The organism is Enterococcus sp. DIV0755f (assembly GCF_051713725.1).
Taxonomy (GTDB): Bacteria; Bacillota; Bacilli; order Lactobacillales; family Enterococcaceae; genus Enterococcus_D; species Enterococcus_D casseliflavus.
The window spans coordinates 1742799-1755478 of the sequence record NZ_JBIOQL010000001.1; the positions used below are offsets into that span (position 1 = coordinate 1742799).

Sequence of the window (12680 nt, forward strand, 5' to 3'; positions counted from 1 at the left end):
TTGCCTTGTTTTCCTAACTTTCTTTTGTAATCGATTGAGGATCGATCGTACTGATAGTATACGTTGCACTGCGGCGTTCATAGAAAAAGCGGCTTTCTTTTTTTATTGCTGCCCACAAGAGATTCAAGTAAAAACCAAACTGGATCAACCCAAAAATAACTACCATCAACAAACTAACGACTAAAAGCAGCAGATTGTTGGACTCAAGAAACGGTGCGAAAAAGATATTGACCCGACTGATGCTGGCATAAATCAGATAAAACAAGCCATAGCGTTTCAATAAAGCCCCCAAGCTGACACGCTCACGGCCTTCTTGCATGATTTTGATTCGTACGAGTTTTTTTCCAATCGTTTGTCCTTTGGCAAGGTAAGCCAACAACACAAAGTACAGCAACACTTCAAGAGCAAAGTACCAATAGTCCCCACTAAAGTCCCGAACCGTCTGTTGAGTGAGCAAACGAACAGCGATCACCACAATAAAACTGACCACATTCAGTATTGCCCAGTCGATCAACCAAGCAAACACCCTTCGTGTCACAGTCACCCGAGTGCCTTTGGCGTAAGAATCGGCATCCATCTCTTCCCTTGATGGCAATAAGAACGTAAAAAGCGGGGCGATCGTCCAGCCCACAAGCCCTCCAACTGTATTGACAAAGAGATCATTGACATCGAATAAGCGATACGGACGAGGATAAATAAAATACAGTCCCGTCAACTGCGTTAATTCAAAAAACAACGTCAAGCAAAACGTAATAACGAGTGTTTTTAAAAAGGAACATTTGAAGTAATAACGCAAATAGACCCCAAATGGTAAGGTCAACAATAAATTAAAGAGTGGCTCAAGGAAGACGCCCTGCTTCATAGCGGGAAGATAGGTTTGCGGATCGTGAATGTTTAAGACGGTCTGTTGGACAAAATGTTGCCACGATGCCCCTAACTGCAATTCCATCTTAGGACCAGTCATCTGCGCTACCTCTTCGATCGAGGGCAATGGTAGGATAACTAAGAAATAGGCGCACAATAAATAGAAGACAAATGAATACAGAACCAGTGCGCGTGACAAGATAAAACGACCGTATTTTCGATATTGGATAACAAAAAAAATCATTGATATCGCCAATGCTAGGAAAGGAAAAACCAGCAAGGCAACCTTTATTGGGGTAATATAAGCGGACATAAAGAACTCCTTCACGTTTTCTTTTTATCTTACACGCTATTTCCCAAAACGTAAATTTTGGAGTATCATAAAAGAAAAGGAGGTTAAAAAACCATGTTAAATCCCTATTTTGCCTTTGGCGTACCGGCATTCCTTTTGGTTTTATATGCAGCTTTTGCTCTTTTTCGCCGGTCTTCCGATATTCCCTATTTAGGCTTCGTCCTTTTCATCATTGCTGGTTTTCTGACAGGATTTAGTTTACAAGTCATTCAACAAGCCATCAATGAAGTGGAAAAAACATCTCTTGAACACGTGCAAGCAACCCACCTTTACTCGCCTTACTTATTAGCGATTCCATTGATTGTGGGCATTCTTTTACTGATTGTCAACTTGATTCGCGGCTATTTAAAAGTCAAAAACGTTCGTCTGCGGACGAAATAAAAGCAACCTACCTAGAAATACGAATTGATCCTGCTCCTCTTGACGGGAAATGAGATCGCTTCGTATTTTTTTGGTAAGCTGCCTTGATTGCTAGACCCCTTCTAAAGATCCATCCGCCACTTTCGTAGTAAAACAGTTTATCAACTAAAAAAAGGTTTATTCGTCGGCTAGTTCTTCATCCAGGTCTGTCTCTGAGGTATCAGCAAAAGACTCTCTCACATCATCATTGACTTGCTCCAATAAATATTGCCAATCACTATTCGACACAACCACCACATCGATATTCTTTTCTTCATCGATCAGCTCGAGATTCGAAACATCCTCTCCTAACTGCTGGAATAGGTCGATCAATGTTTGGTCTTGTAGCGTTACGTATTCAGTCCGTTTCATCCTTCTTCCCCCCATGAGTCAAAAAATTCATAAAACAAGATATCGAAACTAGTAAGATCGGTCATCTTTTGTAAAGTAGATAGATCTAAACGAATAAACGCTTTTTCCACTAATAAATAATGGTTTTCTTCCAGCGCTTCTTCGATAAATGGTAAAATCTCTTCTTCATCCCCTAATGTTTCACTAGAGATTTGGTCGATTTGATCAAACAAGCGATCATCTTGCAACAAAAAGAATTGATCGTCGTAAAGATAGACTGCGATTTGATATTGCCGGATGGGTAGCTCAGCCCGAATGACAAAAAAGCACTCTCCTGAATTGGAAATCGCTGGCAATAATTCATTCGGTTGTAATGCCTGTTGGTAGTACATTTCCATCCCTCCTTTGTACTTACTATTATAAAGAACAAAGAAGGAAAAAGGAAATAATCGAATTTTAGTTTAAAAAACTCTAAACAAAGTTAGACATCCCATTCTGCATAGAATTCTTCTAAAAAATCCTTCATGAAAGCCACACGTCGTTGGGCTTCTTTTTTGCCATACGCCGTGGTCATCTTTTCAGGAAGCAAAAATAGTTTCTCATAAAAATGATTGATCACCGTCGTCCCTTTTCGGTAATCTTCATGATTTTGAAACGTCTTTGGGGCTAAGTCACTGACATGGATCGGGTGTTGATGACTGCCACCAAAATAACTCGTCCGTAAAATACCGATCGCACCTAAAGCATCGAGACGATCTGCATCACGAACGACGCGGCCTTCTACTGAGACAACTTGCGCGCCTTGCAAAAGTTCTTTTGAAAAAGACAGATTCTCGATAATAGAAAAAATTTCTTTCGTTTGTGCTTCACTGGCTCCCGCTGTGGTCAAACAAGCTCGCACTTCGTTAGACGCCGCTGTGACATCCGCCACAACTTTGTCATCCACCGTATCATGGAGATAGGCTGCCGCCTGTACGACAAAGCAATCAACTGCCAATTCGTCGGCATCAATGATGGCTTGACTTAACCCAGCCACTCGTTTGACATGATCAAACCCATGTCCTGTGTAATCATTCCCCAGAATACTTTCGGCATAAGCAATTACTTTGCTAAGATCGGCAATATTGTATTCTTCCTTCATTTTTTTCCTTCTTTCGATATGAAAGCAGCTAGCCTTCTTTTTTCGATGGTGATTGATACAAAAGGAAAAGAAGTCCAACAAGACGAGCACCCCATGAAATAATTGGGGCGGCAACGTCTTGCGAAGCTTCTTTCCACTCGTTACTTTTAAGCGAAATCTTGCGTCTCACTGATTTTATAGACGCTAAAATAGATCTTACGTAAATAGTCTAATAGATATTGAGGATTCAATAATTCATCCGTTGCATCTAAAATCAATTCATTTGGTTTCTTGGATGCGCCATATTGATGGATATTTTCAGTCAACCATTTACGAATCGGTGAATAATCATCCGAAGCCAACACTTCATCGACATTGATTTCTTTTTCCATGGCATGGAGTAATTGCGCTGCATACATATATCCTAGAGCATAGGATGGGAAATACCCGAAGCTTGAACCTGACCAATGAACGTCTTGTAAGATCCCTTCCAAGTCATTTTCTGGACGAATCCCTAAATATTCCTCGTATTTGTCATTCCAGATTTTTGGCAGTTCATCGATCGATACGGTTTCGTTAAAGATCATTTTTTCGATCTCGTAACGAATAATAATATGAATGACATATGTCAGACTATCAGCTTCAATACGGATCAAGCTAGCTTTTGAGTGCTTTAAGGAGTCATAGAAAGTGTCAAAAGACACATCATCAAACGTGCCTTCCGCACATTCTTGGAAAAATGGGTATTGCTTTGCCCAGAAATTGCGGTTGCTGCCGATAATGATTTCATTAAACAGCGATTGGGATTCGTGGATTCCCATGGACGCCCCTTCATGAACAGGCGTGCCTTCGTATTTCTCATCGATGTTTTGCTCGTACATCCCGTGACCAGCTTCATGAATCACACCGAACAGTCCCATCGAAAAGTCAGTTTCGCTCCAGCGTGTGGTCAACCGTACATCATTGTGGTTGATCCCCGTAGCGAATGGGTGGACCGTATTATCCAAACGGCCGCGAGAAAAGTCATAGCCTAAGTCGGCGATCACTTTTGAGATAAATTTACGTTGTTGCGCTTCGGTCATCTTACGTGAAAGGATCGAAGTGTCTGGCGCTGTTCCTTTTTCAGCCAATTGACGACGAATATCCATGATACCGTCTCTCACTTGTGAGAATACGTTATCCAAGATCTCAACCGTCATATTCGGCTCGTATTGGTTTAACAAGACGTCATAGTTCGTCAGCTCATTTTTCTTCCAATAAGGAATCAATTCTTTCGTCAAGCGAATGTTTTCAGAAAGAGCGTCTTTAAATAAAGAAAAATCTTTTTCTTTACGGGCTTTGAGCCAAGCAGTATGTGCTTTTGACGTAGCTGCGGAAGCCGCCATCGCCAACTCATTGGGTACATCTTTTTGCAATTCATATTCTTCTTTGACTAATTGATACGCAGCTTTCCCTACTTCTGATAATTCATCTGGGTGTTTCCCGAAATAGCTGATCGCTTCTTGGATTGGTTCCCCCACTTTTTTATCAAAGTATAGACCATATAAATAGCTGTCAACTTCCGCACGGTAATCACTGGCTTTTTCTGGCATCCCTGTTTGATTATCCCAGCCTAAGATCCCCATTGCTTGTTGTAATAGATCGATTTCTTTTAATTCTTTCAGAAATTCTTGTTCTTTCATTCAGCAGACTCCTTTTTGCGTGGCGGACGTTGTCCCCAGTATTGGAAGAGATCGGTACGAATCGCACCGTTGTATAATTTGCGTTTTTTTGTCGCTTTTTCGCCGTAATGGGTCTCAAAAGTCAAGTCACTGGTCAAAAAGTACTTGCTCCAGGTTTTTAGCGGCCGAAACACTTGGCCCATTTCCTGATACAGTCGCTGAACGGACGCTTCTTCTCCTAAGCGTTCACCATAAGGAGGGTTAGCCACAACGACACCATACTCTTTTTCTGTTTTAAAGTCTTTAACGGCTTGTTGTTTGAATGTGATCGAGTCTCCTAGACCGATTTCTTCCGCATTTCTGCGGGCGATCTCAATCATTCGACCATTGATATCCGAACCGGTAATATCTAATTCGACATCATAATCTGCTGCTTCATCTGCTTCTTTCCGTACTTTTTCAAATACTTCTGCTGGGAACCAATCCCACGTTTCGCAAACAAATTCCCGATTAAAGCCAGGGGCGATATTGTGACCGATCAACGCTGCTTCAATGCACAACGTGCCTGATCCACAAACGGGATCGACAAACGGCTTGTCTTTGTGCCAATTTGTCAGCATCACTAAAGCCGCAGCCATGTTTTCTTTCAGCGGCGCGCCTCCTTTTTCTAAACGATAGCCACGTTTAAACAAACTAGGGCCAGTCGTATCCAATGTGATCATCGCATGGTCTTTCAATAAAGCGACTTCTAATTGGAAAAAAGTGCCCGTTTCAGTCAGCGGCACACTTGCTGGACGATGGTATACTTCTCTTAAGCGATTGACGATTGCTTTTTTGGTAATCGCTTGACAATCAGGTACACTATACAATTTTGATTTGATTGATTTTCCAGCTACCGGAAATTCAGCATCTAAAGGTAAAAAGTCTTCCCACGGTAACGCTTTAACTTCTTCAAACAGCTGATCGAAAGTCAATACGTCAAATTCCCCGACGACAATTTTGATACGGTCCGCTGTACGGAGCCACAAGTTCGCGGTAGCAATGGTCTCCATCGTCCCTTTAAAACGCGCTCGGCCGTTTTCAACCTCACACTCGATCCCTAAATCCCGTAATTCTTTGCCCACTAGTGCTTCTAAACCGCTCGCAGCGGTGGCAATACAATTAAATGTTTTTTCAGTCATAACGCTCTCCTTCTTGGTATAAAAAAACCTTCCGTTGCTGGAAGGATTCCCTGATAGGTTGTGATTTTCTATAAGCCATGTTTTGTCCGTATTTTCCTCAGGGAGAAGAAAACACTGGGTAATTATCTATCTGCAAATACTTGCCTTCTTGCTCCGTTCATTTCCGTGCAAAAAGTGCCCCTACCATTGTTTGGGTTGCTCGCTCGAGGGGTTTACCGCGTTCCACCAAGACGGTTTCCCGCCTTGCTTCGTCACTGTGGCACTTTCAAGGATACTTTGGCATAGCTTACACCTTAGCCATTTTTCCTGCCGTTACTTTCTCAAGTACCCTAGCTTATGGTTTCGCTAGGCACGAACACTACAAGCATCTCAGCTTGTGCGAGCATGGACTTTCCTCAGCATAATCGAGTTATGCCGCAATTACCCGAAAACCACAACTATCTTTTCTAAAATAGATTAGAATTGACGGGTTTTTTCGTTGTCATCTTCAAAATCAGCATTTGTATAGTTGCTGTTGTAGGAAGAAGAACGAGTGACAGGTTCTGATTCACGATCAAGCTTTTTGCCAAACACTTCTTTTTCAAGATTAGACAAACGTTTCAAAATATCAAAGTTTGTAACGGTTTGGCTTTTCGGCGCTTCTTGTTGAACACGAGATGCGATCGCTTGGTTTTTCGACAATTGATCGATTTTCGCTGTCAGACGGTCATTTTCTTCTTGCAGGGCTAAGATCTCTTTATTGTAGCTTTCGTAGTCTTTAATGATATTATCTAAAAACTCGTCCACTTCAACTGGATCATACCCGCGCATTTTTGTTTTGAATTCTTGTTGCAGAATATCTTTTGGACTATAAATTAAATTTGCCATTATTTACACCTCATTGTTTATTCCAAATGGTTTTCACTTTCTAGACCATTCTATCAAAAAATATACGAAAATCAAAGTAAATTACTATCAAATGTTGCGTTTTGTAGGTCATCCATTGTTATTTGATGAATAAAGTAGGGATTTTGCTCACTATAAGCTTTGGCATCTCTTAAGAAATAATTAGGTTTTCCTGGAAATTCGTCATCATATAACACAAGTGCGCCTTCGGTATGCTCCAGTAAAAATGCCGTGTGATTTCTTAATTGACTGGGGTCTTGGTAAGGCTTATGGCTGGTGGCATTGACATAATCGGCAAATGACTTCGCTGTTTGCAGTGCCTGCTGATTTGTTTCGTTCCAATTTTCACCAAACCCTTCAAATGGAAAAATAATTCCTAGTTTCAGTTCTGGGTATGTCTGTTTTAATTGTTCAACGGCTTCGGCACACCACAGCTCCGCTCCAAGATTCCCGCTGATCAAGAGCCATTCTAACCCTTCTTCGACATAATTGGTCAAAGTCGACATTATTACTTTCTTAATAACTGCAATCTTGGGATCTTTTGCTTGAAAGACACCTAATTCATAATTACGATAGCCAGTAAAGTATAAGGTTTTCATTGTTTCTCTGGTCATCTCTTTTCTTTCCAAACGACTTTTTGGTATAATGTTGCCTAGGAGTGTGAACAACATGGTTATTCGTTACCCGAATGGACAATCTACTACCTATGATGACGGCAAAAAACAAAAAATGCAAGAGAAACTAATAAAGCCAAAAACGTATGCCAATCGTGGGATGCGTTTTGAAGAAGCGATCAATGAAAGCAACCTTTATTATTTGAATCGGAAACTTGCTGTCATTCATAAGAAACCGACACCAATTCAAATCGTGAAAGTAGATTATCCAAGAAGAAGCGCCGCCGTAATCAAAGAAGCCTATTTCCGTGAGGCATCCACCACTGATTACAATGGGGTTTATCAAGGGCAATATATCGACTTTGAAGCGAAAGAGACTCAAAACAAAACGTCATTTCCCTTTAAAAATTTTCATCCACACCAAATCAAGCATATGGAAGACTGTTTGGAACAAGCGGGTTTATGTTTCGTTCTTTTATGGTTTTCTAGTCTACAACGCTGCTTTTTTCTCGATAGCAAGTGCTTAGTTTCTCAATGGCACCTGCAAAAAGAAACGGGAAAAAAATCAATGACACTGGCCTATATTGAAACGAATGGGATTGAAATCATCCCTTCAATTGCGCCGCGTATTCCCTATTTAAAAGCAGTTGATCAATTTTTAACGATGAAGGAGAATGATTAGTATGGCAAATGGATCACAATCGAGGACCTCTCGGCATGATTCTAAAAAAGGTACAGCTAAAAAAGCACCAAAGCCTCCTAAGGCAAAAGGCAAACGAAGCATTGGGAGTATTCTTTTAAAAGTATTTATGGGGCTGTTTTTCTTAGGCTGTATCGGGATTCTATCCGGGATGGGGCTATTCTGGTGGTATGCCAAAGATGCGCCTGCACTTGATGAAACACGTTTGGATTCAACGGTTTCTTCTCGTTTCTATGCGTCAAATGGCGAATTGATCACTGAATTCGGTAGTGAAACCAGAGAAAAAATTACAGCAAGTGAGATTCCTCAACTGCTGGAAGACGCGATCGTCTCTGTCGAAGATCGCCGCTTCTACCAGCATATCGGAGTCGATCCGATTCGGATCGTCGGTTCCGCATTATCCAATGCCACAACCGGCGGTATGCAAGGCGGAAGTACGTTGACACAGCAATTGATCAAGCTGTCCTTCTTTTCTACCAGCGCTGAAGACCAAACATTACGTCGAAAAGCACAAGAAGCATGGATGGCGGTTCGTCTTGAACAAATGAAATCAAAACAAGAGATCCTCACTTACTACATCAATAAAGTATATATGTCCAATGGTGTATATGGGATGCAAACGGCCGCAATGAAGTTTTACGGCAAGCCGTTAGCTGAACTAGACCTTGCGCAAACCGCTTTGATTGCCGGTTTACCAAATGCCCCTTCAGCTTTTGACCCATTTGCGCATCCTGATAATGCGAAAAGTCGGCGAGATGTTGTTTTAGGTGCGATGCTGGAAAATGAAAAAATCACGCAAGCGGAATATGATGCGGCCGTTGCCGAGGATATTCAAGAAGGCTTGCAAGACAATCCCCGTGAAAACCAAGAGTGGAAATACTTTGACAACTACTTTAACGAAGTGATCGCTGAAGTCAAAGAAAAAACTGGGAAAGATGTGTATACTGACGGCTTAGATATTTATACTAATGTCGATATCGATGCACAAAAACGATTATATGATATCGTCAACAGTGACGACTACGTTGATTACCCAGATGACAAGATGCAAGTTGCCGCTACCTTAGTTGATGTCAACACAGGCAAGGTGACCGCTCAGATCGGTGCCCGTAATGTTGATGATGTTCTAGCAAATAACCTGGCTGTCAATGTCGCACGAGACTTTGGTTCGACCGTCAAACCAATCACAGACTATGGCCCTGCCTTTCAATTTCTACAAGATTCCACGGGTAGAATGATTTTAGATGAACCTTACACGTATAAAGGGACGAATATTCCTGTTTACAACTGGGATCGCCAATATATGGGCAATATCACCTTGCGGACCGCTCTAGCAGAGTCTAGAAATGTGCCGGCAGTGAAGCTGTTTGATGAAGTCGGCGCGGACAATATCGCAGACTTTCTCAGTGGTTTAGGAATCGAATATGATACGATCACCCAATCCAATGCGATTTCCAGCAATACGGATAAATTGGATGGCACAAAGTATGGGATCTCCAGTCTGAAAATGGCCGCTGCTTATGCTGCGTTTTCAAATGGTGGCACCTATTATGAACCACAGTACGTCAATAAAATCGTCATGCAAGATGGTACAGAAGACGAAGAATCCTTTAAAGTTTCTGGTCAAGAAGCAATGGATGATACGACAGCTTACATGGTGACCGATATCTTGAAAGATGTTATTTCTGTCGGAACTGGAACCAACGCGCAAATCGATGGTTTGTACCAAGCAGGGAAAACGGGAACGTCCAACTACACCGATGACCAGTTAGCACAACTGGATACATCGAATGGTGCCTACCCTGATATTACCTTTGCCGGCTATACTCCCTCCTACTCATTGGCGGTTTGGACAGGCTACAACGACAAAATGACACCGATCACTGATAGTAGTACCCATGTGGCTTCAGATGTCTATCGTGAATTGATGCGCTATGTTTCTGCTTCTGTAGAAAACACGGACTGGACAATGCCTGACGGATTGACACGGATCGGAAGAGAGCTTTATCTTGAAGGGACGTACACCCAACCAAGCTATTCAGCACCAAGTTCGTCCAGCAGCAGTTCCTACGTTGAACCAACGACACCTTCTACAGAAAGTAGCGAATCAACACCATCAAGTACAACAGAATCATCAAGCGAAGTAACACCACCAGTGACAACACCTGATGAGGATGATTCATCATCGGTCGTTACGCCTCCTGCTTCTAGTCAGGATCCCGGTTCAACAACACCTTCCAGCAGTGAGGATAATCCTTCCTCACCACCGGACCCGCCGGAACCAAACGATGGTAGTGTCGAATAATGGAGAATCGCAAAAAAACAGTAGATCAAAATCTGATCTACTGTTTTTTTATAACTAACTGCCATTTAAATGTAGAAGCTTACTTTTCAAGCTCTTCAAACAGCAATTTTTTATCGGAAAGCTGATAAACTTGATTATGCAGATCGTCAAATAAATGAATCACATTTTCTTTCGTCTCGTTCACTTCAAAAAGAATCTCTTTGGCACGATCATGAATCCCATCGATCCGCATTTCTGTTGTACGGATCATTCGTTCAGATTCGATTTTCGCTTCCTGAATTGTGCGATTCGCTTTTCTTCTAGCAAAGACTAAGACCTCACTGATTTCTGTTTGGAACTGCTCGTTTTCGATTTGTAGGGCTGCATTTTCTTCCCTTAATGCTTCGATTGTCGCCTGAAGCTCTGCGACTTCTTCATTTGATTCGCTAGCTGATACATTTGCAGCAAGCTCTTCTTTTTCTGCCAATTGCTGTTTCAAATCAGCAATTACCTCTTGCAGCTGCTGGATTTCTTGCCGCTTCAAGGTCCATTCAGCGCGTTCCTTTTCGTAAGTTTGTTTCTCTTGTTGCTCTTTTTCTTGCTGAACAGCTAACTTGGCTTCTAATTGCTGGATTTTTACTTCAAGTTTTTCTGTATCTACTTTTGCAAGCTGCTCTTCTAGGTCTTTGACTTTCTTATTCGCTTCTACTAGCGAAGCTTTTAATTCTATTGCCTCTGCTTCTTGTTGAGCCACTACCTTCTGCTGTTTTTTTAACTGATTTTTTTCTTCCTGTAGTTGCTCATTTTCTAAAATCAATTCTTTGATTTCAAAAGATAAATTTTCAATCATATGATCCTTTTCTTGTTCTTTTGACTCTTGCTTATTTGTCTGCTTTGTACTCAATTCTTTCTCCATACGTTCTCCTTTATCTTCAACGAGTTGACTATCCTTGGCGTAGCTGTCACGGTTGCCAGAGGACTTTTGCTGCACTGCTATCTTTTTGACACTTTGCTCTTTCTGCTGATCTCCAGCCACTCTTTGGTGAGAAATCGGTTTTGCGAAAGTTTGTGCGACAGGTTTTACTGCTTCTTTCTGGGTTTTAGGGAGTTCATTGTCTGCTGGTCGATTGGTCTCGTCCTCATTTTTTTCAGGGGTAGCCTTTGCGGACCCTTGATCCTCAACGATTCCCTCTTCTTGATTTGTCTCCTCAAATTCATTCAGCTCTTCTATGGATAATTGATTCACTTCATCCATTAGCTTTTGGGCAGAAAACCAACCTTTGTTTTTCTTTTTCATCATTAATTTTTCACACTGCCTTTTTGTTCATTTGTATTGATCGTTTCACTTAGATCCGTTTGAGTAGTAGACGATATGCTCTCGCTCCTCTCGTTGTTGGCTACTTCTTGAGCATCAGTGTTTGGGAATCTGCGTTCTAAAAGGGTCCAGACCCCATTCTCGTCACGAATGATCGTCTGCTCAAAGGACTGATCAGAATCCTTGGAAAATTGGACAGAGAAGGTTCCTTGGGTGATCAGGGGAACGTTCTGCATATCATGGAGTAGACGAGAAAAATTCTCTTCCCATCCGTTTAAGTCATCAATTGATGGTAATTTGCTAGATAGAACAATCGAGATTTCTTGCAAAGGCTGATCAACAAAAATCATCGCTACAGTGCGACCTAGATATGGTGATAACTGATAGGCCAACTCATATTCAGCTGCAAACTGTGCTTCACGATCATTGGAGACGAGTAAATGCTCCCAATCAATCGCTTCAAAAGAAAAGCCGTTCTCAGGATATGCAAAAATCGGCATACGCATCCATTCCGTTTGTTCAGTTCTTAGCGCGAAGACTTCCTCTTTCAATTGACTGGTTTCTTCTTGCAGCTTTTGCACATGAATGCCGCCTGTCAGCTGAAAAACTGTTAGTAGCAAGACACTTACGATTATGGCACTACTGCAGCCCAATACAATTAGCAGGTGCCCACTGCGCAGGTTGTGCTTAAATAAACGCAGTTTCCTTTTGGCTAAAGCATCTGACGACAGCTGCTTTTCAACTTTTCTTAATAAATATTCTCGATACAATCGCCAACCGATGATACTACCTGCTCCAATGGCAAGCAGTATCATCCCAATATAGATAAAAATCACAGTCTCTTCCTTCCATCAAAACTAAAATTCGTTTTATTCATCCATTTTGATACAAACTTAGTCTCGTTGATATGTTGCAAGAAATGAATCATCGCAAACTTCCTTTCAAAAAGCTGAT

Annotated in this window: 13 protein-coding genes and 1 other RNA gene; 3 read left to right on the forward strand and 11 right to left on the reverse strand. The window is 41.6% G+C overall.

Annotated elements, in window-relative coordinates:
- Window positions 1–13: 13 nt before the first annotated feature.
- A complete protein-coding gene (locus IGI73_RS07900; RefSeq protein ID WP_060791950.1) occupies window positions 14–1177 on the reverse strand; it encodes a VanZ family protein in 1164 nt (387 codons plus the stop codon).
- A gap of 93 nt (window positions 1178–1270) precedes the next feature.
- Here IGI73_RS07900 and IGI73_RS07905 point away from each other — a divergent pair, with 93 nt between their 5' ends.
- On the forward strand, window positions 1271–1597 hold the full coding sequence (locus IGI73_RS07905) for a hypothetical protein (RefSeq protein WP_005226136.1): 327 nt from the start codon (window positions 1271–1273) through the stop codon (window positions 1595–1597).
- Window positions 1598–1753: 156 nt separating this feature from the next.
- Here IGI73_RS07905 and IGI73_RS07910 read toward each other — a convergent pair whose 3' ends face one another.
- From IGI73_RS07910 to IGI73_RS07945, 8 genes are all read right to left on the reverse strand, one after another.
- Window positions 1754–1987, reverse strand: a complete 234-nt coding sequence (locus IGI73_RS07910; protein ID WP_428206215.1) for a hypothetical protein — start codon at window positions 1985–1987, stop codon at window positions 1754–1756.
- Window positions 1984–2364: a hypothetical protein gene (locus IGI73_RS07915; protein ID WP_005226138.1), complete on the reverse strand. Its 381-nt coding sequence runs from the start codon at window positions 2362–2364 to the stop codon at window positions 1984–1986. The genes IGI73_RS07910 and IGI73_RS07915 overlap by 4 nt, the downstream gene beginning before the upstream one ends.
- An 83-nt stretch (window positions 2365–2447) precedes the next feature.
- Entirely contained in the window at window positions 2448–3107 is a 660-nt protein-coding gene (locus tag IGI73_RS07920; protein ID WP_428206214.1) for an HD domain-containing protein, read from the reverse strand.
- A gap of 146 nt (window positions 3108–3253) precedes the next feature.
- The gene (locus IGI73_RS07925; RefSeq protein ID WP_015509741.1) at window positions 3254–4768 is read right to left on the reverse strand and encodes a carboxypeptidase M32; all 1515 of its coding nucleotides are present in this window, start codon (window positions 4766–4768) and stop codon (window positions 3254–3256) included.
- Window positions 4765–5928, reverse strand: a complete 1164-nt coding sequence (locus IGI73_RS07930; protein ID WP_428206213.1) for a THUMP domain-containing class I SAM-dependent RNA methyltransferase — start codon at window positions 5926–5928, stop codon at window positions 4765–4767. The genes IGI73_RS07925 and IGI73_RS07930 overlap by 4 nt, the downstream gene beginning before the upstream one ends.
- A gap of 66 nt (window positions 5929–5994) precedes the next feature.
- An RNA gene (gene rnpB / locus IGI73_RS07935) (RNase P RNA component class B) lies at window positions 5995–6360 on the reverse strand.
- Between the two features lie 24 nt (window positions 6361–6384).
- Window positions 6385–6795 carry a cell division regulator GpsB gene (gene gpsB, locus IGI73_RS07940; RefSeq protein ID WP_005226142.1) on the reverse strand — a complete coding sequence of 137 codons (411 nt, stop codon included), beginning with the start codon at window positions 6793–6795 and terminating at the stop codon, window positions 6385–6387.
- 71 nt (window positions 6796–6866) lie between these two features.
- Window positions 6867–7412, reverse strand: a complete 546-nt coding sequence (locus IGI73_RS07945; RefSeq protein WP_005226143.1) for a DUF1273 domain-containing protein — start codon at window positions 7410–7412, stop codon at window positions 6867–6869.
- 70 nt (window positions 7413–7482) lie between these two features.
- On the opposite strand from IGI73_RS07945, the gene recU reads away from it, so the two are divergent.
- Both recU and IGI73_RS07955 read left to right on the forward strand, forming a co-directional pair.
- Window positions 7483–8109: a Holliday junction resolvase RecU gene (recU, locus tag IGI73_RS07950; protein WP_015509744.1), complete on the forward strand. Its 627-nt coding sequence runs from the start codon at window positions 7483–7485 to the stop codon at window positions 8107–8109.
- A gap of 1 nt (window position 8110) precedes the next feature.
- The gene (locus IGI73_RS07955; RefSeq protein ID WP_034857413.1) at window positions 8111–10432 is read left to right on the forward strand and encodes a PBP1A family penicillin-binding protein; all 2322 of its coding nucleotides are present in this window, start codon (window positions 8111–8113) and stop codon (window positions 10430–10432) included.
- 79 nt (window positions 10433–10511) lie between these two features.
- On the opposite strand, the gene IGI73_RS07960 is transcribed toward IGI73_RS07955, so the two are convergent.
- Together IGI73_RS07960 and IGI73_RS07965 are read right to left on the reverse strand one after the other, a co-directional pair.
- Window positions 10512–11708: a hypothetical protein gene (locus IGI73_RS07960; RefSeq protein WP_438759175.1), complete on the reverse strand. Its 1197-nt coding sequence runs from the start codon at window positions 11706–11708 to the stop codon at window positions 10512–10514.
- A 2-nt stretch (window positions 11709–11710) separates the two neighbouring features.
- Complete coding sequence (locus tag IGI73_RS07965) at window positions 11711–12562, reverse strand: hypothetical protein (RefSeq protein WP_428206211.1); 852 nt, start codon at window positions 12560–12562, stop codon at window positions 11711–11713.
- Window positions 12563–12680 lie beyond the last annotated feature (118 nt).

Bases quoted from the DNA above. Each gene is read 5' to 3' on its own strand.
- IGI73_RS07900 (WP_060791950.1), bottom strand. From the start codon at position 1,177: ATGTCCGCTTATATTACCCCAATAAAGGTTGCCTTGCTGGTTTTTCCT.
- IGI73_RS07905 (WP_005226136.1), top strand. From the start codon at position 1,271: ATGTTAAATCCCTATTTTGCCTTTGGCGTACCGGCATTCCTTTTGGTT.
- IGI73_RS07910 (WP_428206215.1), bottom strand. From the start codon at position 1,987: ATGAAACGGACTGAATACGTAACGCTACAAGACCAAACATTGATCGAC.
- IGI73_RS07915 (WP_005226138.1), bottom strand. From the start codon at position 2,364: ATGGAAATGTACTACCAACAGGCATTACAACCGAATGAATTATTGCCA.
- IGI73_RS07920 (WP_428206214.1), bottom strand. From the start codon at position 3,107: ATGAAGGAAGAATACAATATTGCCGATCTTAGCAAAGTAATTGCTTAT.
- IGI73_RS07925 (WP_015509741.1), bottom strand. From the start codon at position 4,768: ATGAAAGAACAAGAATTTCTGAAAGAATTAAAAGAAATCGATCTATTA.
- IGI73_RS07930 (WP_428206213.1), bottom strand. From the start codon at position 5,928: ATGACTGAAAAAACATTTAATTGTATTGCCACCGCTGCGAGCGGTTTA.
- gpsB (WP_005226142.1), bottom strand. From the start codon at position 6,795: ATGGCAAATTTAATTTATAGTCCAAAAGATATTCTGCAACAAGAATTC.
- IGI73_RS07945 (WP_005226143.1), bottom strand. From the start codon at position 7,412: ATGAAAACCTTATACTTTACTGGCTATCGTAATTATGAATTAGGTGTC.
- recU (WP_015509744.1), top strand. From the start codon at position 7,483: ATGGTTATTCGTTACCCGAATGGACAATCTACTACCTATGATGACGGC.
- IGI73_RS07955 (WP_034857413.1), top strand. From the start codon at position 8,111: ATGGCAAATGGATCACAATCGAGGACCTCTCGGCATGATTCTAAAAAA.
- IGI73_RS07960 (WP_438759175.1), bottom strand. From the start codon at position 11,708: ATGAAAAAGAAAAACAAAGGTTGGTTTTCTGCCCAAAAGCTAATGGAT.